General features: G+C 62.9%; 20 protein-coding genes. 8 read left to right on the top strand and 12 right to left on the bottom strand.

Annotation, left to right across the window (positions count from 1 at the left end; all coding sequences use genetic code 11):
- Positions 1-14: 14 nt before the first annotated feature.
- Complete coding sequence (locus ACR0LD_RS04015) at positions 15-539, bottom strand: component of SufBCD complex (RefSeq protein WP_170338382.1); 525 nt, start codon at positions 537-539, stop codon at positions 15-17.
- A gap of 119 nt (positions 540-658) precedes the next feature.
- On the opposite strand from ACR0LD_RS04015, the gene hemB reads away from it, so the two are divergent.
- The 4 genes from hemB (at position 659) to ACR0LD_RS03995 (ending at position 5,492) form a co-directional block, all read left to right on the top strand.
- Entirely contained in the window at positions 659-1,657 is a 999-nt protein-coding gene (gene hemB / locus ACR0LD_RS04010) for a porphobilinogen synthase (RefSeq protein WP_480635666.1), read from the top strand.
- A 144-nt stretch (positions 1,658-1,801) separates the two neighbouring features.
- Positions 1,802-2,374 carry a lipid-binding SYLF domain-containing protein gene (locus ACR0LD_RS04005; protein WP_093962230.1) on the top strand — a complete coding sequence of 191 codons (573 nt, stop codon included), beginning with the start codon at positions 1,802-1,804 and terminating at the stop codon, positions 2,372-2,374.
- Positions 2,375-2,525: 151 nt separating this feature from the next.
- Positions 2,526-4,988 carry a penicillin acylase family protein gene (locus tag ACR0LD_RS04000; RefSeq protein ID WP_480635665.1) on the top strand — a complete coding sequence of 821 codons (2,463 nt, stop codon included), beginning with the start codon at positions 2,526-2,528 and terminating at the stop codon, positions 4,986-4,988.
- Between the two features lie 108 nt (positions 4,989-5,096).
- A complete protein-coding gene (locus ACR0LD_RS03995; protein WP_170359016.1) occupies positions 5,097-5,492 on the top strand; it encodes a nuclear transport factor 2 family protein in 396 nt (131 codons plus the stop codon).
- A 3-nt stretch (positions 5,493-5,495) separates the two neighbouring features.
- On the opposite strand, the gene hflX is transcribed toward ACR0LD_RS03995, so the two are convergent.
- From hflX to trkA, 4 genes are all read right to left on the bottom strand, one after another.
- The gene (hflX, locus tag ACR0LD_RS03990; protein WP_480635664.1) at positions 5,496-6,767 is read right to left on the bottom strand and encodes a GTPase HflX; all 1,272 of its coding nucleotides are present in this window, start codon (positions 6,765-6,767) and stop codon (positions 5,496-5,498) included.
- Entirely contained in the window at positions 6,767-7,006 is a 240-nt protein-coding gene (gene hfq / locus ACR0LD_RS03985) for an RNA chaperone Hfq (protein ID WP_005982826.1), read from the bottom strand. Before hfq ends, hflX begins: the two co-directional genes overlap by 1 nt.
- Before the next feature lie 133 nt (positions 7,007-7,139).
- Positions 7,140-8,678 carry a TrkH family potassium uptake protein gene (locus ACR0LD_RS03980; protein WP_170437710.1) on the bottom strand — a complete coding sequence of 513 codons (1,539 nt, stop codon included), beginning with the start codon at positions 8,676-8,678 and terminating at the stop codon, positions 7,140-7,142.
- Positions 8,678-10,054 carry a Trk system potassium transporter TrkA gene (gene trkA, locus ACR0LD_RS03975; protein WP_093962234.1) on the bottom strand — a complete coding sequence of 459 codons (1,377 nt, stop codon included), beginning with the start codon at positions 10,052-10,054 and terminating at the stop codon, positions 8,678-8,680. Before trkA ends, ACR0LD_RS03980 begins: the two co-directional genes overlap by 1 nt.
- Before the next feature lie 96 nt (positions 10,055-10,150).
- On the opposite strand from trkA, the gene ACR0LD_RS03970 reads away from it, so the two are divergent.
- Positions 10,151-10,630 carry a hypothetical protein gene (locus tag ACR0LD_RS03970; protein ID WP_480635663.1) on the top strand — a complete coding sequence of 160 codons (480 nt, stop codon included), beginning with the start codon at positions 10,151-10,153 and terminating at the stop codon, positions 10,628-10,630.
- A 10-nt stretch (positions 10,631-10,640) separates the two neighbouring features.
- Here the strand turns inward: ACR0LD_RS03970 and ACR0LD_RS03965 are convergent, their stop codons facing one another.
- From ACR0LD_RS03965 to dusB, 7 genes are all read right to left on the bottom strand, one after another.
- A complete protein-coding gene (locus ACR0LD_RS03965) occupies positions 10,641-11,822 on the bottom strand; it encodes an MFS transporter (protein WP_480635662.1) in 1,182 nt (393 codons plus the stop codon).
- A gap of 43 nt (positions 11,823-11,865) precedes the next feature.
- A complete protein-coding gene (locus ACR0LD_RS03960) occupies positions 11,866-12,438 on the bottom strand; it encodes a helix-turn-helix domain-containing protein (protein ID WP_254434990.1) in 573 nt (190 codons plus the stop codon).
- Positions 12,439-12,478: 40 nt separating this feature from the next.
- Positions 12,479-13,888 carry a nitrogen assimilation response regulator NtrX gene (gene ntrX, locus ACR0LD_RS03955; protein ID WP_170338876.1) on the bottom strand — a complete coding sequence of 470 codons (1,410 nt, stop codon included), beginning with the start codon at positions 13,886-13,888 and terminating at the stop codon, positions 12,479-12,481.
- Positions 13,885-16,173, bottom strand: a complete 2,289-nt coding sequence (locus tag ACR0LD_RS03950; RefSeq protein WP_480635661.1) for a sensor histidine kinase NtrY-like — start codon at positions 16,171-16,173, stop codon at positions 13,885-13,887. Before ACR0LD_RS03950 ends, ntrX begins: the two co-directional genes overlap by 4 nt.
- Positions 16,174-16,272: 99 nt before the next feature.
- Positions 16,273-17,640, bottom strand: a complete 1,368-nt coding sequence (locus ACR0LD_RS03945) for a response regulator (RefSeq protein ID WP_170338872.1) — start codon at positions 17,638-17,640, stop codon at positions 16,273-16,275.
- 16 nt (positions 17,641-17,656) lie between these two features.
- A complete protein-coding gene (locus ACR0LD_RS03940; protein ID WP_170359005.1) occupies positions 17,657-18,736 on the bottom strand; it encodes a two-component system sensor histidine kinase NtrB in 1,080 nt (359 codons plus the stop codon).
- A complete protein-coding gene (gene dusB, locus ACR0LD_RS03935; RefSeq protein WP_480635660.1) occupies positions 18,733-19,749 on the bottom strand; it encodes a tRNA dihydrouridine synthase DusB in 1,017 nt (338 codons plus the stop codon). Before dusB ends, ACR0LD_RS03940 begins: the two co-directional genes overlap by 4 nt.
- Before the next feature lie 152 nt (positions 19,750-19,901).
- On the opposite strand from dusB, the gene ACR0LD_RS03930 reads away from it, so the two are divergent.
- Genes ACR0LD_RS03930 through ACR0LD_RS03920 form a run of 3 tightly spaced genes read left to right on the top strand, consistent with a single transcriptional unit; the run spans position 19,902 to position 21,999 of the window.
- Complete coding sequence (locus ACR0LD_RS03930) at positions 19,902-21,032, top strand: bifunctional 2-C-methyl-D-erythritol 4-phosphate cytidylyltransferase/2-C-methyl-D-erythritol 2,4-cyclodiphosphate synthase (protein WP_170418537.1); 1,131 nt, start codon at positions 19,902-19,904, stop codon at positions 21,030-21,032.
- Entirely contained in the window at positions 21,029-21,526 is a 498-nt protein-coding gene (locus tag ACR0LD_RS03925) for a phosphatidylglycerophosphatase A family protein (protein WP_480635659.1), read from the top strand. Before ACR0LD_RS03930 ends, ACR0LD_RS03925 begins: the two co-directional genes overlap by 4 nt.
- On the top strand, positions 21,523-21,999 hold the full coding sequence (locus ACR0LD_RS03920; protein WP_170358998.1) for a CinA family protein: 477 nt from the start codon (positions 21,523-21,525) through the stop codon (positions 21,997-21,999). Before ACR0LD_RS03925 ends, ACR0LD_RS03920 begins: the two co-directional genes overlap by 4 nt.
- Positions 22,000-22,037 lie beyond the last annotated feature (38 nt).

Raw genomic sequence — 22,037 nt, 5'->3', positions numbered from 1 at the left:
CCTTTCTGAATCTGCTATCCCAGAACGCCTATCGAAAGGTTCTGATACATGCCCCACATCGAAGTGACCAGTATCGCAAACATGCCGATGACCTGCGTCGCCAGCCGGCATCGATGCAGCGCCTTGGACACAGCTTCAATCGTCAACTCCTGCCGCCGCAGGTTCCGGGCCACCCGCAGGCTGTTTGCGCCGACAAGAACCATCGGGAACAACAGCAGGAACACGGCCTGGGCGAACTCGACCTGATAGTAAAACCCAAGCGTCGCCAGCCCTGCGAACAGGAAACAGCACAGCGCCAAGATTACGACCCCCGAAACGTCGGCAATGTAGAGGATGCGGTTGGTGTTGATCCGTACGATGTCCAGCAGGTCGGTCTCGGCCTGGCCTCCGACGCGGCGGGCGCGCACGACCAGATCATAGGGAACGCCCATCACCCAATGGCTGGCTGTCGACCACAGCACCGCAAGCGCGATCCAGTACCACAGATTCGAGAAACTGCGCATGTCGATGAGCTCGAAGATCGTGGAGTACCAGTCCAAACTTGCCTCATTGTTCAAAATTCTCAGGCGGTTCTATCGCAACGGCGCGGCCATTGGTACCCTTGAGACCTGTGCAAATTCATGCCACCCAATGCGCGACTGTTCAAGGAGAACGCGCCATGAAACCGACAATCGCCCCCTACCCCCACGGCCGCTTTCGTCGCGCCCGCCAGTCCGAGGCGATCCGGGGCTTGGTGCGCGAGAACACCCTGACCGTGGATGACCTGATCTGGCCGGTTTTCGTGCGCGACGGCGAGGGCATCGAAGAGCCCGTGCCCTCGATGCCCGGCGTGGTGCGCCGCTCGGTCGATCTGATCGCCAGGGCCGCAGCCGAGGCGCAGGCTATGGGCATTCCGGCGATCTGCCTGTTTCCCTACACCGATCCCAGCCTCAAGACGCAGGATTGCGCCGAGGCGTGGAACCCCGACAACCTGTCGAACCGCGCCATCCGCGCGATCAAGCAGGCCGCGCCCGAGATCGCGGTGATGACCGACGTGGCGCTGGACCCCTACAACATCAACGGCCACGACGGATACGTGGTGGACGGCAAAATCGTGAATGACGAAACGGTCGAGGCGCTGGTCAAGATGACGCTGGCCCAGGCCGAGGCCGGAGCCGACATCATCGGCCCGTCCGACATGATGGACGGCCGGATCGGCGCGATGCGCCAGGCACTCGAGGCCGCCGGCCATCACGACGTCATGATCCTCAGCTATGCCGCGAAATATGCCAGCGCCTTCTACGGACCTTTCCGCGATGCGGTGGGCGCCTCGGGCGCGTTGACCGGCGACAAGAAGACCTATCAGATGGACCCGGCCAACTCGAACGAGGCGCTGCGCTTGATCGAACGCGACCTGACCGAGGGCGCCGACATGGTGATGATCAAGCCCGGCATGCCCTATCTGGACATCTGCCGGAGGGTCAAGGACACGTTTGGCGCACCCACCTATGCCTATCAGGTGTCGGGTGAATACGCGATGATCCAGGCCGCGGCGCAGAACGGTTGGATCGACGGCGAAAAGGTGATGCTGGAAAGCCTGCTGGCCTTCAAACGCGCGGGCTGTGACGGCATACTGACCTATTTCGCACCGCAGGTCGCCCGGCTTCTGCACGGCTAATCCCGCGGGACTCCGCGATTTTTCGCCGATCGGCCGGCCTTGGCCTGCCGGTTTTCCCGTGACACCCGACGCCGTTCGGCGTATTCTTGCACACAAGACCGGGACCACCCGGCTTTTCAGGCACATCGACAGAGAAAAAGAAACATGAGCAGTTCCAACACACCACGACTGAGCCGTCGCGGCTTTGCCTTTGGCATGGCCGGACTGACCCTGACCGCCGCTTGCGGCAACGGCGTCGGAAACTCGAACGCGGCAACGATCGATGCACGCGTCGATGCCACGCTGACCGAGATGTATACCCGCTACCCGAACACCCAGGAAATCGCCAACAAGGCCAACGGGATGCTGGTCATGCCGCTTATCACCGAGGCGGGGTTCGTCTTTGGCGGTGGCTACGGAAAAGGCGCCTTGCGCATCAATGGCGCGACGGTCGACTACTACTCGGCTGTCAAAGGCACCGCCGGGCTGCAGATTGGCGCCCAGCAATACGCCCATGTCCTGTTCTTCATGACCGAGGACGCCCTGAACGATTTCCGCCGCTCAAGCGGATGGACCGCCGGCGCGGACATTGGATATGTCGTCAGCGACCAGGCGGACCAGTTGTCGACCGACCTGACTACCCTGCGCAAACCTGTGCTGGCGGCGGTCTTCGGTCAGGCTGGGCTGCAATTGGGCGCGACGGTCGAGGGCATCAAATACACGCGCATCATTCCCTGACCCCCTGCCCCCTCAAGAAAACTCCGTCACTGGCCAATGCCGTGGCGGAGTTTTTCGTTTCGGACGCAGATTCCGCGGCGCGGCCTCTTTCGGTCGCCAGAGCCATGAATTAACCTTCGCCTGATCTGCAAATTCAAATGGTGCGCTGCTGATGGGTGTCGTCTTTCGCTGGTTGATGCGTATCGCCTCGGGTCTGGTCCTGCTGACCCTCGCGGCGATCGGTCTGGTGTATTTCCTGGCCAGCCAGTCGCTGCCTGACTACGATCAAACGCTGCAGGTCAAAGGCCTGAATGCCCCGGTCGAGATCGTGCGCGACACCGCCAACGTGCCTCACATCCTGGGGCGGACCGACCCCGACGTGTTCTTCGGTCTGGGCTATGCGCATGCCCAGGACCGGTTGTGGCAGATGACAGTCATGCGCCGGACCGTGCAGGGGCGCCTGTCCGAGGTTTTTGGCCAGCGAACCGTGCATATCGACAAGCTCATGCGTCGGCTGGATCTATACGGGCTGGCGCATCAGTCCTTCGAGGTTCAGGACGATTACACCAAGGCCGCTCTTCGCGCCTATGCCGCAGGTGTCAATGCACGGCTGGACGAAATCAACGAAAACGCCTTGGGCCGCGGAGCGCCCGAAATGTTCTTGTTCAACGCACCGGTTGCTCCTTGGCAACCGGGTGACAGCATAGCCATGATCAAGCTGATGGCGATTCAGCTGTCCGGGCACTTGCAGGACGAAGTGCTGCGGGCGCGCACCTCGTTGATGCTGAACGATCCGCAGCGGCTGTCAGATATTCTGCCCGACGTGCCTGGCGCGGGCATTGCAGCGCTGCCCGAATATGCGGCGTTGTTTCCCGACCTGCCCCGCTATGCCGCCAGTTCTGAACCCGCGGCCGCATGGCTGAACCCGGTCCCGCAGCGCGGGTTGGCGGGTGCCTCGAATGCATGGTCTGCGGCTCCTTCGCGTTCGGCCACCGGTGGAACCCTGTTGGCCAACGATCCGCATCTGGGCCTGACTGCGCCGGGGATCTGGTATCTGGCGCGTCTTGAACTGGCCAAGGGCGGCGTGATCGGCGCCACCATCCCCGGCATTCCGGCGGTTATGTCCGGCCGCAGCGACCGGCTGGGATGGGGCCTGACCTCTTCCTATCTGGACGATCAGGACGTGCATATCGAAAGAGTGAATCCCGACAACCCCGAGGAATACCTGACGCCTGAAGGCTTCAAACCCTTCAAGTCGCGCCCTTCAATCATCGAGATCAAGGGCGCCCCACCGATCACTCTGACTCTGCGCTGGACCGAGAACGGCCCCGTCCTGCCCGGCACCCATTACAACCTGGAAACCATCACACCGCCGGGGCATGTCGCCTCGCTGTCCTGGACGGCGCTCAGCCCGCGCGACACCTCGATCAGCGCGTCGATGGCGCTGATGAGCGCGGATACCGTGCGTGAAGCGATTGAAGCTGCCGAGCGGTTCATCGCACCGTCGCAAAACCTGTCGGTGGTCGACAAGACGACCGTCGGCATGAAACTCATCGGCGCAATGCCCAGCCGCGACCTCAACAACCAAAGCCGCGGCCGCATCCCGACGCCGGGCTGGATCGCGGCAAACCGCTGGCAGGGGCGTCTGCCCTATTCCGACAACCCCGAATTCGTGGCCCCCGCCGGCGGCGTTTTGGGCAACACCAACAACAAGATCATCGACCGGCCCTTCCCCCTGCATGTGTCCTATGAATGGGGCGATACGCAGCGCGTCCACCGCTGGGAATTCCTGATGCAATCCCGCGAGGTGCACACCCGCGACAGCTTCATCGAGGCGCAGCTGGACACGGTCAGCTTCACCGCGCGGTCGCTGCTACCGTTGATCGGGGCCGACCTGTGGTTCACCGGCGAGGCCGCGCCCGAAGGCACCCCCGAACGCCAGCGCCAGATCGCCTTGACCCTGCTGGCCGAATGGAACGGCGAGATGAACGAGCACCTGCCCGAGCCGCTGATCTATGCGGCCTGGGTCCGCGCGCTACAAAAACGACTGATCGCCGATGACCTCGGGCCGCTGGCCAAGGAATTCAAGCATGTCGAGCCCTTGTTCATCGAACGCGTCTTTCGCGACATCGACGGGGCCTCGGCCTGGTGCGACGTCCGGCAGAGCGCACCGGTGGAAACCTGCACCGACATGGCCCGGCTGGCCCTTGACGATGCGCTGGTCTGGATCTCCGAACGTTATGGCAGCCAACTGGAATCCTTGCGCTGGGGCGATGCCCACCAGGCCACCCATGACCACCCGGTGCTGGGCGAGGTTCCGGTGCTGCGCTATTTCGTCAACATCCGCCAATCGACCAGCGGCGGCGACAACACCCTGCTGCGCGGGCGCACGTCGGGCGAAGGGCCTGACCCGTTCCAGAACGTGCACGGCGCGGGCTATCGCGGGGTCTATGACTTTGCCGATCCCGACAGCTCGGTCTTCATCACGGCCACCGGGCAATCGGGCCATTTCCTGTCGCGCTACTATGACGATCAGGCGCAGCTGTGGCGCAGGGGTGAGTACATTCCAATGTCGCTGGATCTGGATCTGGCCCGCGCCGCCGCTGTCGGGACCACCCGTCTGATGCCGCAATAGGCGGGATTTCGGCGGACCCCCGCCCCTTTTTTGTCGCCCCGTGGACGTGGCCCCGTGGCTTGGCCTACCATTCCGGAGCGCCCGGACCGCAGCGCGAGGGGGAAAATCATGGCCAGTTTGCGCGATACCCTGAACAATCTAGCCCGCGACTATGCCATCGCCTGGAGCTCGGGTGACGCCGATGCCGTGGCCGAATTCTTTACGTCGGACGGGCAGATCACGATCAATCGCGGCGACCCCATTGTCGGGCGGGCAGCCATCGCCGACATGGCGCGCGGGTTTCATACCGACTTTCCCGATCTTGAGGTGCGCTGCGACATGCTGCGATGGGCCGGTCCCCACGCCATTTTCGTGTGGACCCTTGAAGGGCACCACGCCCGGACCGGCAATGCGGTGATCACGCGCGGCTGGGAAGAATGGGAGCTGGATGCAGAGTACAAAATCCGCTCGTCGTTGGGCTGGTTCGATGCCGACGACCATCAGCGCCAGATCGACGGGGCCTGACCGTCAGAGGCCCGCGAACTGGTTGGCCTGCTTGTCGGTCCACAGAACGGTGATCTCGAACCCGTCCTCGGTCTGTTTTTCGCCGCGCACCACGTCCTGCCGGAATAGCCAGGCGCGTTTGTCGCCATCGGCAAAGCCCAGCTTCAAAACCTCTTCCCGGCGCACGCCCTGCAGGATCGTGGCGATCTCGGTCAGCAGCGGATCGATCCCCTCGCCGGTCACGGCCGAGATCGGAAACACCGCCGGATCGCGCTCGGCCCGGGCCTGCACGGCCTGCCAGTCTTCGTCGGACAGCAGGTCGATCTTGTTCCAGACTTCAAGCTGAGGGCGGGTGTCGTCCACACCCAGCGAGGCCATGATCGTGCGCACATCCTCGGCCTGCTCTTCGGTCTCGGCATGGCTGATGTCGCGCACATGCACGATCAGGTCGGCGGCCAGAACCTCTTCGAGCGTGGCGCGGAAGGCCGCGACCAGTTCGGTCGGCAGGTTCGAGATGAACCCCACCGTGTCCGACAGGATCACTTCGGGTCCGTCGGGCAGTTCGATCCGGCGCATGGTCGGGTCCAGCGTGGCAAACAGCATGTCCTTGGCCATGACTTCGGCCCCGGTCAGGCGGTTGAACAACGTGGACTTGCCTGCGTTGGTGTAGCCGACCAGCGCCACGATCGGATAGGGCACCTTGGCCCGCGCGGCCCGGTGGAGCGTCCGGGTCTTCACGACCTTCTGCAACTGGCGGCGCAAGCGCACCAGTTGATCGTCGATCGCGCGCCGGTCGGCCTCGATCTGGGTTTCCCCCGGTCCGCCGACGAAGCCCAGCCCACCGCGCTGACGTTCCAGGTGGGTCCAGGCCCGCACCAGGCGCGTGCGCTGATAGCTGAGCGCGGCCATCTCGACCTGCAACACACCCTCGCGCGTGCGGGCGCGGTCCGAGAAGATTTCCAGAATCAGCCCCGTCCGGTCGAGGATCTTGACCTTCCACGCCTTCTCCAGATTGCGCTGCTGAACCGGGGTGACCGGCCCGTCGATCAGAACCAGCTCGATCTCGTTTTCCGCAAAACGCGCGCCCAGTTCCTCGATCTTGCCGCTGCCGAACAGCAGGCCGGGCTGCGCCCGCGGCAGGCGTACGATCTCGGACCCGATCACATCCAGATCGGGCAAGGCGGCAGCCAGTGCCACCGCCTCTTCCAGCGCCGGAACGGGGTCGCGGCGCTGGTCATCTGACTTGATATCGGGATGCAGCACCCAAGCCCGGGTGCGCCTCCGGTCATGTTCCATCAAGAGGCGTCTTCGCCCTCATACAGGTTGATCGGCTGCGACGGCATGATGGTCGAGATCGCGTGCTTGTAGACAAGCTGCGACTGTCCGTCGCGGCGCAACAATACGCAGAAATTGTCGAACCAGGTGATGACACCCTGCAATTTCACGCCGTTGATCAGGAAAATTGTAACGGGAACCTTTGCTTTCCGTACATTGTTCAGGAAGGCATCCTGAAGATTCTGTCTGTCCGAAGCCATATTTTGTTATCTCGCCGTTGTTCTTGCTTACGCGCTGCGGACCAACGCGCTCCCTCCGCGCGAGTATGGAGTGACGCGCAGAGATATTCCAGATGAAAAATCAGGCAGTAACGTGAAGGTCCGAATTGCCGGTTCAATCCCGCCACAGGGCCGGAGTGATCAACGCGATGATCGCCAGAGTCTCCAGCCGGCCGATCACCATCCCGGCGCACATGGTCAGCTTGGACCCGGCCGACAGATCGATCAGGCGGATCGGCAGATCAGTGGCCAGTTCGATCAACGGACCGGTCGTGCTCAGCACCGCGACGCTCAGCACCATGGCGCGCTCAAACCCAACCCCCTCGGCGGCCAGAACGACATCAAGCAACGCGAGCGTCAGCGCGAACATCATCAGAAAGACCCACGCGATGAACGCGCCCTGGCTTTGGATGCGGCGGTTGCCACCGCCCGCCCCGCTGACCGATGACGGGTGGATCAGCCTGTCCAGTTCACGCGCGCCATTCAGGTACAAAGCATAGACCCGCAACAGCTTGACCCCGCCGGCGGTGGTGGCGACCCCGCCCCCGATAAGCGCAAGCCCCATCAACACAAGCCCCGGTGTTCCCAGGCCAGACAACTGTTGCGCATCGTTCCAATAAGCGCTTTCGAACCCGGCCGTCGTCAGGAACGACATCACCGTGAACAACATGCCCCAGATGACGTTCAGCGTTTGCAGGCCCGTCACTTGCCCGCCGATCTCGGCAACGCCGGCCAGCACTCGGAAGACCAACAATGCCGCCACGCCGACGACGATCATCAGGCCGATCCGAAATTCCGGATCGTGGTCCAGCCGGGAATAGCCGGTTGTTGCGGTGTCCTTTGAGAATGTCAGGCGGGACAAGGCAAAGAACAGGAACAGAAACAGGATGGCCTCGCCGGTGATCCCGGCGGTGGACCCTTCCAACCCGCCCACTGGCGATATGCCGGACGTGGCCATCACCGACATTGCGTGGCAGATGGCCGTCAGGCCCTTTTCTCCGGCGATCAACAGCAAGACCCAGATTACCGCTGTGAGGCTGGCGTAAACCGGCGTCAGTGTCGCCGTCACACGGAGCAGTCGCCCCCGCGGGTCGACCTTTTCGCTCTGGGCTACGCCCGAAACCGGGCGGCCCGGCTGCCCGCGCGCGGTAATCTCGAACCCGCCCAACGACAGTGGCGCCAGGATCGCAGCTGCCGAGATCCACATCAGCAGCCCACCCATCCAGCCGACGAGCGCCCGCCACAGGTGAACCGGCGCCGACAGGCGCTCGGGGTCAGGAAACAGGTCCGCTCCGGTGGTGGTGATGGCGCTGACCATGTCAAAATAGGCGTTCAGAAAGGTCGTGTTCCCCAACGCGTCATGGACCGGAACGGCCAGAAACAGCGGCAATACCGTCAGCGAGCCCAGCAGGACCGCCAACTGTCCCAAGGTCCCGCGCCGCGGTTGCCTGCTGGCCGTCGCCAGACCAACGATCGTGACCAGGAACAGCCCAACCAAACCCGAATAAAAAAACGAACGCGACGTGGGGTGGTCATCCAAGGCAAGGGCGTAGATTGCCGGGATCCACATGGCCAGGGACACAACCGCCGTGATCAACAGAAACAGCGGCAGCCGCCGAATAACGCTGATTTTGGGTGCGCGGGCGACAGCCATCAGAAAAAGTCGATCGAAACCTGCATCAGGCGTTCGACCTCGGGTACATCATTGGCCATTGCGAAGATCGCAACCACGTCCTTTTCGTCAATCCGCAGACTGCCAGTGGGCCGCAGGACCTCGTCGCCCTTGCGCACCGCGCCGACCAGGACGCCTTCGGGAAAGTCGATGTCGCGCAGTTTCTGCCCGGCCATTGGCGAGGTTGATAGCACTTCGGCCTCGATTACTTCGGCCTCGGCATCGCCGATCGAATAGACCTGTCGCACCCGGCCATGCCGGATATGGCGCAGGATCGAACTGACGGTCGTGGCCCGCGGGTTGATATAGGCGTCAATCCCCAACGGCCCCATCAGGGCCACCATGCTGGGGTCGTTGATCAACGCAATCGCCAGCGGGCAACCTTCGGCCTTGGCCCGGACCGCAGCCAGCATGTTGGTCCGGTCGTCATCGGTGACGGCCAGCATCGCGTCCGCGCGCTCGATCCCCGCTTCGCTCAACAGCGCGGAATCCAGACCGTCGCCGTTCAGAACGATCGTACGCTCCAGCGACTCGGCGGCCAGTTCCGCACAGCGCCGGTCACGCTCGATAACCTTTGCACGGATGCGGCCCTCGCGTTCTTCCAGTGTCCGGGCGACTTCAAGGCCGACGTTCCCGCCACCCACGATGACCACGCGATCCTGCTTTTTCTGTGATTTACCAAAGACCTCCATCGTGCGGTCAACGTCTTGGACGCTGGTAAATACATAGCATTCGTCACCGACGAACAATTGGTCCTCGGATTCCGGCGCGAACAGCGTTCCGTCGCGGCGAATACCCACCACGATGGCGCTGAGCGTTGAAAACAGGTCTGTCAGTTGGCGCAAGGGCGTGTTGACGATCGGGCAATCCTCGGCGATCCGAATGCCCAGAAGCTGCGCCTTGCCATCCATGAACAGTTCCGTGTCAAAAGCCGCAGGCGCCGACAGGCGGCGCATGGCTGCGGCGGCCACTTCACGTTCGGGGCTGATCACCACGTCGATCGGAAGATGGTCGCGGCGGTACAAGTCGCGATGGATCGCTTCGAGGTAGGATTTTGACCGCAACCGCGCGATCTTGCGCTGGATCGAGAACACCGAGTGCGCCATCTGGCAGGTGACCATGTTCACCTCGTCCGAATGGGTCGCGGCGATGATCATGTCGGCGTCACGGGCTCCGGCCCGCTCGAGCACGTCGGGATAGCTGGCAAAGCCGGCGATGCCCTGAACGTCCAGCGTCTCGGTCGCCCGGCGTACCAGGTCAGGGTTGTTGTCCACAACGGTGACGTCATTCAACTCGCCCGAAAGGTGCCGAGCAATCTGCCAGCCCACCTGGCCGGCGCCACAAATGATGACCTTCATGCCTTTGGCCTTTCTGCCTGAGCGTTTTGAATGACAGATGCCCACAGAGCGGTCAATCGAATTGTCATGACGGCCTGTGTGATGCAAGATAAGCGAATGAAAACAGTGCTTCGATTGCTTGTTCCCCTTGCCCTGCTGGCCGGATGCGGGCCGTTGTCGATGTATTATCGCGAAGGCGAAAGCGTCTCGCGGATGCAGGCCGAAACGACCGAATGCCAAGTGCAGGCGCTGAAGGATGCACCGGTTGCAAACCAGGTGCGCCAAAGCCCGCCCACCTATTGGCCGGGCCGCACCTATTGCGACGGGCGCGGGCGATGCTACCACACCGGAGGATGGTGGGAGCCGGGCCGCGTTTACACCGTAGATGTAAATCAGGGGCTGCGAAACACGGTCGAGGCGCAGTGCATGGCCAAGAAGGGCTACCGCCCCATCAGCCTGCCGCCCTGCAAACAGTCGGTCAAGTCGGGCGTTCCACCGACCCGAACAACCGTACTGCCGCCATTGGGCACGGCCTCTTGTTTCGTAAAATTCGACGACGGCTCATTCCAGATCATCACGCCGGGGTTGCCGGGCTGACCGGCTGACCTCAGGCCAGATCGCCAGGCGACGATCGCCGGCGGAGTGACAGGAACAGATGTGCTGCGATGGCGGCTGCATAGAATACAAGTACGGCCACGAACATCGAGCCTTCTCCGGCACGCCATAGGATTGCAAGCAGAACAGGTGTGCCCAGCAGGTTGCCCGCATTTCCCATCTGCGCCATCGCCCCATAGCTCAGCGCCTGATCCCGGGCCGAGCCATTCAGTTGAGGAACCGCCGCGAAACTGCCGCCCTGCACCAGGCCCAACACCGCAAACAGTGCAATGCCGATAATGGGCAGAGGCGCTCCGAAAAACAGCAGGGCAAGGGCAGCCATCCCGGCCGCAAAACCAAGATTTACAACCGTGACCGCGGTCAGGAACGTCAAGAGCACGGGTACCGCGATCCACGACAGCACGATACCTGCCAGCGGCATCAGACTGGCTACAAGAACCGACTGATCTTCGGGCATACGGCCGGGCAGGATCGCCAGCAACGACACGAAGGTCAGTGTGTAGAAGAACCATCCGATCGCCGGTGCTGCCATGCGAGGCGAGCGGTAGGTTTCTAGATGCGTCTGCAGGATGGATCCCAGCCCCCACCCATGCCGTTCCGTCGCGATGGGCGGAACCTTTGGCGGAAACAGGGCGACTAGTCCTGCAATCAGCGCCATCAGGAACCCGTGGCCCATGAAGAAATCCGCCAATCCAAAACGCTGGATCAACGGAAGGCCGAACCAAGCGTTCAGCGCAAAGGCAACTCCAAAGAAAGAACTCCACAACACCATGGCGGCATTGCGCGCGGCTCCGCGTGTGATCTGTGCGATCAGCGTCGGAGCGGCAACCACGATCGCCAGATGCGAAACGCCCTCGATGATCCGGCTGCCCACCATCACGTGAAAACCGGGAATGGTGGACTGGAACACCGATACAACGCCGCCCAGCAGCAAACCGAACACCAGCAGGCGGACCGGTCCGAACTGCGCGGTAATGGCGCCTGACATGGCCCCCAGCACAGCGCCCATCAAACTGATGATCGACAACAACCAGCCGATCGAATCCCCATAGCCTGGGTACAATGCACCAACCGCGTCGAAGGCAACGGCGATCTTGGCGAACTGCGTGGCCGCGCCCAGTCCGGCCACCCATAACAGGATCACCTGCAGGAATATGCGAAAAGATTGTGTCACACCCGCGTTCTACCCTCGGCCTCCGGCGAGGTGAACGCATATATTATGCGGCGCGTACGCGCGTGCCGCTGACAAGGCGCACTGGGGTTCCATCGGCCAGATACAGTCGCTCCCACACGATTTGGCCTGCGCTGATGGTGATCTGGTCGTGCACGGCCTGAGAAGTGATGAAAGCTTTGGGATTTGGCACCTGCAGGTCCCACCAACCCTCGTCCGTCAGCTCCATTTCGGCCTGGCGGATCTCGTCGGTCGCAAACTGCCACAGCGACACCCCCAACAACGAGTGCTGGCTGGCTGACCAATCCCGTGCGCGGCTGGGTGAATAGGCCAGACAAACATGGCTCGCTTCGTCCACCAGATGCAGACAGGCTTGCGAACTGCCGACAAGCCGCTTCAGTGCTGCATCGTCGGCGCGGTGATCCGAAAGCGCCGTGAAAACCGCAGCTTGTTGTTCAGGGCTTGGGGTCTGGACCCCGTTTTCCCAGCGCGACACCGTGGCCTGATCGACCCGCATCACATGTGCAAGCGCCGCCTGCTTCATCCCGGTGGCCCGCCGAAGCCGTTTGAGACGACGACCAAAGGCGGGAAATCCCTTCTGGATCATCGATAGCGTCATGGCCGGGCGCCTCCCGTTGTCCTGCCGGTATGGCCGGCCCCTATTCCGCCGGTTCAGGCTCGTCCAGTTGCGCCACCCGCGCGCCCGACTTGTTCGACGTGACTACACCCAGTGATTTCAGCTTGCGGTGCAAGGCGCTGCGTTCCATTCCAACGAAACTGGCCGTGCGGCTGATATTGCCGCCAAAGCGATTGATCTGGGTCAGCAGATACTCACGCTCGAACGCCTCTCGTGCCTCGCGCAGTGGCAGCGTTGCCAGAGCGCCCGACAGCACGACCCGGCCGGAATCGTCGGCCTTTTCCTCCTCATTCGGCAATTCCCGCGCTTCGATCGGTCCGGTGCCATCACCAAGGATCAAGACCCGCTCGACCAGGTTCTTCAACTGGCGCACGTTGCCGGGCCAACTCATGGTCTGCAGCAGAGCGACGGCCTCTTCCGACAACTCGCGCACGGGGAGGCCCTGGGTTTCGTTGCACATCTCGATGAAATGCTTGGCTAGGACAGGAATATCTTCGCGCCGTTCTTCCAAAGACGGAACCGCGATCGGGACGACGTTGAGGCGGTGATACAGCTCTTCGCGGAACCGGTCCGCGGCAATCTCGGTTTCAAGGTCGCGGTTGGTGGAAGAGATCACACGCAGATCGACACGGACGTTGTCCGAGCCACCCACCCGCTGAAACTGCTGATCAACGAGAACGCGCAAGATCTTGGACTGCGTGCCCAACGGCATGTCGGCCACCTCGTCGAAATAGACCACACCGCCATGGGCCTGTTCGAGCAGACCGGATTCAACGCCGCGTTCGGCGGATTCACGGCCGAACAGAACTTCTTCCATGCGCTCGGGTTCGACGCCGGCGCAGTTGACCGTGACAAAGGGCGCGTTCGCCCGGTTCGAGTGCGCATGAATGTAGCGCGCGGCGATTTCCTTGCCCGATCCGGCGGGACCGCGCAGCATGACCCGACCGTTGGATTTGGTCACCTTGTCCAACTGGCTCAGCATCGCGCGGAACGCAGCCGACTTGCCGATCATATCGGAATTGCTGACTTCCTTGCGCTTGAGCGAGGCATTCTCGCGACGAAGGCGCGACGTTTCCATCGCGCGGCGGATCACCACCATCAACTGATCGATGTTGAAGGGTTTTTCGATAAAATCATATGCCCCCTGCTTGATCGCAGCGACGGCGATTTCGATATTTCCGTGCCCCGATATGATCACCACCGGAACATCCGGATTGTCGCGTTTGACCGCCTTCAGAATGTCGATCCCATCCATGCGGCTGTCCTTGAGCCAGATGTCCAGGATCAGCAGCCCGGGTGGTTCTGCGTTGATCGCGGCCATGCACTCGTCCGAGTTGCCGGCCAGCCGGGTGGAATATCCTTCGTCCTCCAGAATGTCGGACACCAGTTCGCGAATATCGCGCTCGTCATCTACGATCAGAATGTCGCTCATCTTTGGCCTGCTTTCAGTGTCTTGGATTTAATTGCCTGCTTCTGCGGCGCTGCGACCGGGGCCGTGTTGGCCTTCGGCAACCGGATCACGGCCATTGCGCCAAAATGGTCCTGTCCGTCGAACACGGGCGCGTCCTCAAGGGTCAGCGTACCGCCGTGTTCTTCAATAATTTTCTTGACGATGGGCAGGCCGAGGCCAGTCCCTTCGTCGCGCGTCGTCACATAGGGCTCGAACAGCCGCGCCCGGTCTTCCGGCAGCCCGATGCCGTTGTCCGCGATGGTGATCAGTGTTCCGTCGTCATCCGTGGACAGGCGCACCTTGATCTGCGGGCTGAGGTTGTCGGGCGGGCCCTTCTTTTTCAGGGTTTCGATCGCTTCGCCGGCGTTCTTGATCAGATTCGTGAGCGCTTGGTTCAACATCGTCGCGTCCACATCAGCCAATACTGGCTGGTCCGGGATCTCCGCATCGATCTGAACGCCCGGCTGACCGGCCTGCTGCAGCAGAACCGCCTCACGCACCAAGCCCGCGATGTCTTCCTCGTGCCGGTCGGGCTCGGGCATGCGCGCGAACTTCGAGAATTCGTCGACGATCCGGCGCAGATCGTTGGTCTGGCGAACGATCACGTCGGTCATGGACTCAAGGCTGGCGCTGTCCTCTTCATCCAGCTTCCGCGCAAACTTCCGCCGGATGCGTTCGGCGCTCAGCTGAATGGGGGTCAGCGGGTTCTTGATCTCATGCGCGATGCGGCGTGCCACATCACCCCAGGCCGCCATCCGCTGGGCACTGACCAGATCGGTAACGTCGTCAAAGGCGACCACGTAACCTTCCAGCCTGCCGTCCTCGCCGCGTCGGGTCGCCATCCGGACCAGCAGGTTTTCCAACTGTCCCTTGCGGGTGACCTTGATTTCGTCCTGAATTGCTTCCTGGCTGCCTTCTTTCAGCGCTTCGAACAAAGGCAGGAACTCGGGCACGGCGATGCCGATAGCCAGTTGTTGTTCATGGCCTTTCCAGTCAAGCAAGCGCTCGGCCGAGCGGTTGACGAATGTCACCTGACCATCCGGATCCACCCCGACCACGCCCGAAGTCACCGAGCTGAGCACGGAGTCGAACAGCCGGCGGCGGCTTTCGATCTGGCGGGTGTTTTCCAGCAGCGTACCCCGCTGCACCTTCAATTGCCGGGTCATCTGGTTGAAATACCGCCCCAGCATGGCGATTTCGTCGTCGCTGGCCTCTTCGATGACCTGCACGTCCAGATCACCGGCCCCGACCCGCTGCGCGGCCGTGGTCAGGCGACCAACCGGGCGCGAGAGCCGCTCGGCGAACCACATGCCCAGCGAAACGGCCGCCAAGATGAGGATTACCGCGAACCCCAGATACAGCAGCCCGAACTCGAACAGCACCCTGCCCCGTTCGTTTTCCAACTGTTGATAAAACTGCGCGGTTTCCTTGGTGTCATCCAAAAGGGTCAACAACTGGCCATCTACTGCGCGGCTGACATACAGATATCGGTCCAGATAGGCTCGCAGCGGCACCAGAGCCCGGAATTCGTTGTTGGGCCAGTCCGCGATGATCAACAGCCCCTCGTCTCGGGCCTGCTCCAACTGCTCGGGTGTCGGCGGTTCGTAGTTGAACAGATAAGACCTGTCTCCGCGGGCCCGGATTTCGCCACTGCCGTCAATCACGTAGGCTTCGCGCAGTCCGCGCTGAATCTGTGCCTGCCCCTGGGCCAGCACCTCGCGCAGCTCGGCATCCGAGATGTAGAAGTCCAGCTTGCGTGCATTGTCCAGAAACCGCGCAAGAACCGAGGCATCCTGCGTCAGACCCTGTTCGTGCTCTTGTTCATAGGCCTCGGCCGCCGTCAGCGAAGATCCGACAACCTGCCTGACCCGGTCCGAGAACCATCCCTCAAGCCCGATATTCACGGTCAGACCGGCAAAAATCGCAACCGTCACCGTTGGCACCAGCGCCAACAGCGTGAACGCCCCGATCAGCCTCAGGTGTAGGCGAGAGCCCGCCGATTTGGCTCGACGCGCCGCAACCAGATTGCCCAGCTGCCCCAGAACCAGGGCCGCCACGACCAGGATGTAAACAAGGTCTGCCAGCAGAATCAGCCGAAGCGTGGGCGCATTCGCACCCAGGTCAAACGGCCCGATAACAAGGTAGGTCGCAAGGGTCAGGACCGGTCCCAACACAACCAGCCCCAATGTGCCGAAATTGCGCAGTTTCCGGGACTTACGCCACCGATTCAGGGATAATACCGGCCGTTTCTGTGCCCGGGATACCACCGTCTGCCCTCATCCTGATGTGCCGCTTTCGCGGCGTACCGCCATATGTCGTGGTCTTTTCCGGGACTGTGCTCGGATGCCACGGTTTGTGTGGCGAGATTACATCAGTTTGCGCCGACGTGTCACCTGAATATCGAGATCAGTGATTTTTTTGCGCAGCGTATTCCGGTTGATCCCCAGCAAATCGGCACATTTTGCCTGATTTCCTCCGGTCGCATCCAGCGCGATTTCGATCAGCGGAGCCTCGACCTCGCGCAGAATGCGCTGGTACAGACCCGGTGGCGGCAGCATGTTTCCATGAAGGTCAAAGTAGCGCCGCAGATGCCGCGCAACCGACGAAGACAGCTTCTCTCGTTCGCTCCCGCTCAGCAGTGGTTCGGCCTCGGGCTGACTGCCCAAGACGGCCTCGACCTCGGACTTGGTGATTTCGTCGGATCGGCTTGTCAGGCTCAGCCGCCGGATAGCGTTTTCCAGTTGGCGCACGTTGCCGGGCCAGGAATACCGGCGCACAAGTTCGATCGCGTCAGGGCCCAACCGCCGCTTTGTGCCGTTTTCGCGTTCTTCACGGGCCAGAAAATGCTCGGCCAGCAGCAGGATGTCGTCGACCCGCTCGCGCAGGGCTGGCACATGGATGGTGGCACCGCAGAGGCGGTAATAAAGGTCCTGCCGCACCCGCCCGCTTTCCATCGCCTCTGTCAGGTCCGACTGGCTGGTCGCCATGAAGCGCGGAACGTGGTCGCCGGGCGTGTCCATCATCCGCACGATCCGGGCCTGGATTTCATCGTCCAGGTCTGCAATTTCGTCGATCAGCAAGGTACCGCCGCGCACCCGGGCCATGACCCGGGCCGGACCCTCCAGGTCGCGCAGGTCTGCTGCAGTAGCAGTCACAAAGGGCAGTGTCCGCCGGTCTGAGAAATCGTGAATTGCCCTCGCAATCAACGACTTGCCCGTGCCACTTTCACCGGAAATCATGACCGAAAGATCGGTGTTCATGACCCGGGCGACCAACCTGTACAGGGCTTGCATCACCGGAGTTCGACCGACCAATGGCAACTCGTCGGGGCGGTCTTCGGATGTGTCCGCGGGTTCGATCTGAACCCGCTGCTTGCGGTCCAACGCCCGGGCGGTGCGCTTCATCAGATCCGGCAGGTCGAACGGTTTGGGCAGATAGTCATAGGCATCCGCCTCGGCCGCCTGGATCGCCGTCATGATCGTGTTCTGGGCCGAGATCACGATCACCGGCAGGCCCGGCCGGTCCTGTGCGATCTTGGGCAGCATTTCCAGCCCGTTGCCATCGGGCATGACCACGTCCGAGATCACCACGTCGCCCTTGCCCTCGCCGACCCAACGCATCAGCGTCGTCAGGGACGAGGTCGCATGCACCTTGCAGCCCGCCCGCGTCAGGGCCTGGGTCAGAACCGTCCGGATCGTTCTGTCATCATCTGCAACCAGTACCGTGCCATCCATCTGGTGTTCTCCTTGATTATTCTTTGTCCTGCCCTGCCTCGCGCGGCGCGCGGCGCAGTGACAGCCGGAAGACTGTCCGCCCCGGCACCGACTCGGCCGTGATCCAACCGTCGTGGTCGGATACGATCTTGCTGACCAGTGCCAAGCCAAGGCCGGTGCCGTTTTCCTTGCCGGAAACGAACGGGTCGAAAATATCGCCGCGGATGTCCTCGGGCAGGCCCGGGCCATCGTCGATGATCTCGATCTGCAACGGCAACGAGTGACCCGAGCCATCACTGCGCCGCAGACGGAAGGAATGTTCGAAATAGGTGTGCAGGCGGATCGTCCCGCCCTCGGGGCCGGCGGCCTCGGACGCGTTCTTGAGCAGGTTCAGAACCACCTGCAACAGCTGATCCGGATCACCATAGGCCAATGGCAGCGACGGGTCGTAGTCCTCGATGATAGTCATGTCCGCGCCAAAGCCCAGCAGCGCCGAGCGGCGCGCGCGGTCCAGAACATCGTGGATGTTGACCGGCTTGAACTCGGGCCGCGAGAGGTTTCCGAACTGCTCGACCTGCTCAAGCAGCTTCACGATCCGGCGACTCTCGGCCACGATAAGGTCTGTCAACTCAAGATCTTGCGGGCCGATATTCATGCTCAGCAACTGTGCAGCACCGGTGATCCCAGCCAGCGGGTTCTTGATTTCATGCGCCAGCATCTCGGCCATGCCGATCGCCGACTGCGCCGCCGATTTGACCGTGTTGCCGCGAGTCATGCGGGTGGCCAGTTCGCGCGGCGAGACGATCATGATCATCGACCCCGGATGCCCCAGCAGAGGCGCGATCTGCAGCGCGCATTGCAGCGGCGCGCGATTGCCCGAACCCACATCCACGTCATTCACGAACAACGGCGTGCCCTGCGCGCGGGCGCGCGTGAACGCCTCTTCCAGCGGCGCGTCCACGGCGATCTGGTCCCAGACCGGATGCCCGACCACCGATTTGCGCGAAGCGTTCAGGAACCCCTCACCCGAGGAATTGACATCCGCGATGCGATCCTCGGGGTCGATGATGAAGGCGGGAACCGGCAGCGAAGCCCAGATGACCTGATCCGAAATCATGCTGCCACCTCGGAATTTTCCGTCAACGCGTCGCCGATCAGCCGCAGAACCTCGGCCGGATCGCGCGAGGTCAGGACCGCGCGGCGCAGGGACGCCGGCGTTCTGGCCTCGTCCATGTACCAGCCCAGATGCTTGCGCGCGACACGCAGGCCCAGATCGGCGCCATAGAACCCCAGCATCGCTTCATAATGCACCCGCACCATGTCGGCCAGATCGTCGCCCTCGGGAACCTCTGGCGCCGGCGTTTCCCACAGCGCGTGCGCGATCTGCGCCAGCAGCCAAGGTTTGCCCTGCGCGCCACGGCCCACCATGACGCCATCCGCGCCCGACTGCCCCAGCGCTGTCTGCGCACGCTCGGGGCTGGTGATGTCGCCATTGGCCACGACCGGAATGCTGACGGCCTCTTTGACCGCCCGGATCGCGGCCCAATCCGCCTCACCCTTGTAGAACTGACAGCGCGTGCGCCCGTGGATCGTCACCATCTGAACGCCGGCCTCCTGCGCCCGCCGCGCCACGTCCGGCGCGTTAAGCAGCGTGTCGTCCCACCCCAGCCGGGTCTTGAGCGTCACCGGAACGTCCACTGCGCCCACGACCGCCTCGATCAGGGTCAGGGCATGGTCGGGCGTCTTCAGCAGGGCCGAGCCGGAATAGCCGTTCGTCACCTTCTTGGCCGGGCAGCCCATGTTGATGTCGATCACCCGCGCGCCCCGATCGGCAACCTGCCGCGCGGCCTCGGCCATCCAATAGGCGTCGCGCCCGGCTAGCTGTACGGCAGTGTTTTCCACATCCGCCGACAGCTCGGCCCGTTCGCGCACCCCGGGCTTGGCCTGCACCATTTCCTGGCTGGCGACCATCTCGCTGACCACCATGCCGGCGCCGAACCGCATGACGAGGTCGCGAAACGGCCGGTCGGTGATTCCGGCCATCGGCGCCAGCAGAACTGGCGGGGTCAAAGTTTTCTCGGCAATGCGCAGCGTCAACGTGCCTAATCCTTGAGCAATTGCGGTTTTCATATCGAATACGGGGCGTATGAACAACAAATCCGCGACCAACAAGCCCGCAAAATCATCATATGCCTATTTTTTAATCAGCTTACCGCGAGTGATTGCCTCTGCTTTCACCGCCGCCTAAACACGGAAGCCAAACGAAGGTCGGAAATTCAAACATGACAACCGCCGCCATCATCGTCGCCGCCGGGCGCGGCCTGCGCGCCGGAGGAGGCCAGCCCAAGCAGTGGCGCCCCTTGGCCGGGCGACGTGTGGCCGACTGGACGATCGAACGGATCAAGGCGCAGGTCCCGCTGGTCGTGCTGGTCCTGTCCCCCGACGACCCCGAGGCCTGGACGGAATTCGCCGACAGCGGCCTGATCCTTGCGCCCGGCGGCGCCGACCGAGCCGAATCCGTGCGCAACGGGTTGCAGGCGCTGGCCGACCGCGGCGTCAGCAAGGTTCTGATCCATGACGTCGCCCGGCCCTGTGTCAGCGCGCGGGTCATTGGTGACGTGCTGGCGGCCCTCGACACCCACGCCGCTGCGGCGCCGGGGCTGCCGGTCACCGATGCGCTGTGGACCGGGGCCGACGACCAAGTTACCGGCACCCGAGATCGCGCGGGCCTGTATGCCGCGCAGACGCCGCAGGGGTTCCGCTATGACGCCATCGTCGCCGCGCATGCCGCGCATCCCGGTGGGGCCGCCGATGATGTCGAGGTTGCCCGCGCCGCCGGGATCAACGTGGCCATCGTGCCGGGCGACGCGGACAATCTGAAAATCACACGGCCCGAGGATTTTGCCCGGGCCGAAAGGATATTGAGGTCAGATATGGATGTAAGGCTGGGCAACGGATATGACGTGCACCGGTTCGGACCGGGCGATCACGTGATCCTGTGCGGCGTCGAGGTCCCGCATGATCGGGGGCTGCAGGGCCATTCCGACGCGGATGTGGGCATGCACGCCGTCACCGACGCGATCTATGGCGCGCTGGCGCAGGGCGATATCGGTCAGCACTTCCCCCCATCCGACCCGCAATGGAAGGGCGCCGCCAGCGAGATCTTTCTGCGCCATGCGGTGGATCTGGCCACGCGCATGGGCTTTCGCATCTCCAACATCGACTGCACGCTGGTCTGCGAATACCCCAAGATCGGCCCGCACGCTGCGGCGATGCGGCAGAAAATGAGCGAAATCATGGGGCTGGAGGCGGACCGCGTGTCGATCAAGGCCACGACGTCCGAGCGGCTGGGCTTTACCGGCCGCAAGGAAGGCATCGCCGCTATCGCAACCGCCTGTCTGGTGAAACCATGACCCTGGCGCGCCTGATCGGAACCGTGGGCGGGGTCGGATATCTACGCCCTGCCCCCGGCACCTGGGGTTCGCTGGCCGCCCTGCCTTTGGCCTTGGCGCTGCACCTGCTGGGCGGCTTCCCGCTGCTGGCCGTCGCAACCGTCGCCGTTTTTGCGGCCGGCACCTGGGCCACGGGCGTCATGACTGCCGGGCAGGACGATCACGACCCTTCAGAGATCGTCATCGACGAGGTCGCGGGCCAATTCATCGCTATCTGGGCCGTGTCTTATCCGGCCTGGGCGCATGACATCGCGGTCACCGCCCTGTGGCCGGGCTGGATCGCCGGGTTTTTGCTGTTCCGCTTGTTCGACATCACCAAGCCAGGCCCCATCGACTGGGCCGACCGTCGTGGCGACCCCTTGGGCGTGATGCTGGATGACGTGATCGCGGGCTTGTTCGCGGCCGTGGGCGTTCTGATCCTGGCCGGGATCTCACATGGAGTACTGGGCTTATGACCGTCGCCGAACTGCTCGACCGCGCCAAGGCGCTGAACGTCATGATCGCCACAGCAGAAAGTTGCACGGGCGGCATGGTCGCCGCCGCGCTGACCGACATTCCCGGCAGCTCGGCCGTGGTTGACCGAGGCTTCGTCACCTATACCAACGCCGCCAAGCAGGACATGCTGGGCGTGCGTGCCGAGACGCTGGCGGCCCATGGTGCCGTCTCTGAAGAGGTCGCCCGCGAGATGGCCGAGGGTGCGCTGGCGCATTCCCAGGCGCAGCTTGCGGTCTCGATCACCGGCATCGCGGGGCCCGGCGGGTCCGAGTTCAAGCCCGAGGGCCGGGTCTGTTTCGGCCTTGCCGTCACAGGCCACCCCACCCTGACCGAAACCGTCGAGTTCGGCGCCGCGGGCCGCGCCAACGTCCGACGCGCGGCGCGGGATCATGCGCTGAAACTGCTGGAAAACGGGCTTTCCGAACTCGCCTAATTTTTTGGCACCTTCCGGGATACGGCGCACTTTTTGTC

It is taken from the genome of Ruegeria sp. BF8, assembly GCF_056538625.1.
The sequence above is the reverse complement of the archived record's forward strand: the minus strand, read 5'-3'. Positions and strand labels throughout refer to the sequence as shown.

Coding starts and splice junctions, on each gene's coding strand:
- ACR0LD_RS03930 (WP_170418537.1), top strand. CDS start 19,902: ATGACAACCGCCGCCATCATCGTCGCCGCCGGGCGCGGCCTGCGCGCC.
- ACR0LD_RS04005 (WP_093962230.1), top strand. CDS start 1,802: ATGAGCAGTTCCAACACACCACGACTGAGCCGTCGCGGCTTTGCCTTT.
- ACR0LD_RS03970 (WP_480635663.1), top strand. CDS start 10,151: ATGAAAACAGTGCTTCGATTGCTTGTTCCCCTTGCCCTGCTGGCCGGA.
- ACR0LD_RS03960 (WP_254434990.1), bottom strand. CDS start 12,438: ATGACGCTATCGATGATCCAGAAGGGATTTCCCGCCTTTGGTCGTCGT.
- hflX (WP_480635664.1), bottom strand. CDS start 6,767: ATGGAACATGACCGGAGGCGCACCCGGGCTTGGGTGCTGCATCCCGAT.
- trkA (WP_093962234.1), bottom strand. CDS start 10,054: ATGAAGGTCATCATTTGTGGCGCCGGCCAGGTGGGCTGGCAGATTGCT.
- ACR0LD_RS03980 (WP_170437710.1), bottom strand. CDS start 8,678: ATGGCTGTCGCCCGCGCACCCAAAATCAGCGTTATTCGGCGGCTGCCG.
- ACR0LD_RS03925 (WP_480635659.1), top strand. CDS start 21,029: ATGACCCTGGCGCGCCTGATCGGAACCGTGGGCGGGGTCGGATATCTA.
- hemB (WP_480635666.1), top strand. CDS start 659: ATGAAACCGACAATCGCCCCCTACCCCCACGGCCGCTTTCGTCGCGCC.
- ACR0LD_RS03920 (WP_170358998.1), top strand. CDS start 21,523: ATGACCGTCGCCGAACTGCTCGACCGCGCCAAGGCGCTGAACGTCATG.
- ACR0LD_RS03945 (WP_170338872.1), bottom strand. CDS start 17,640: ATGGATGGCACGGTACTGGTTGCAGATGATGACAGAACGATCCGGACG.
- ACR0LD_RS03995 (WP_170359016.1), top strand. CDS start 5,097: ATGGCCAGTTTGCGCGATACCCTGAACAATCTAGCCCGCGACTATGCC.
- ntrX (WP_170338876.1), bottom strand. CDS start 13,888: ATGAGCGACATTCTGATCGTAGATGACGAGCGCGATATTCGCGAACTG.
- ACR0LD_RS04000 (WP_480635665.1), top strand. CDS start 2,526: ATGGGTGTCGTCTTTCGCTGGTTGATGCGTATCGCCTCGGGTCTGGTC.
- ACR0LD_RS03940 (WP_170359005.1), bottom strand. CDS start 18,736: ATGATTTCGGATCAGGTCATCTGGGCTTCGCTGCCGGTTCCCGCCTTC.
- dusB (WP_480635660.1), bottom strand. CDS start 19,749: ATGAAAACCGCAATTGCTCAAGGATTAGGCACGTTGACGCTGCGCATT.
- hfq (WP_005982826.1), bottom strand. CDS start 7,006: ATGGCTTCGGACAGACAGAATCTTCAGGATGCCTTCCTGAACAATGTA.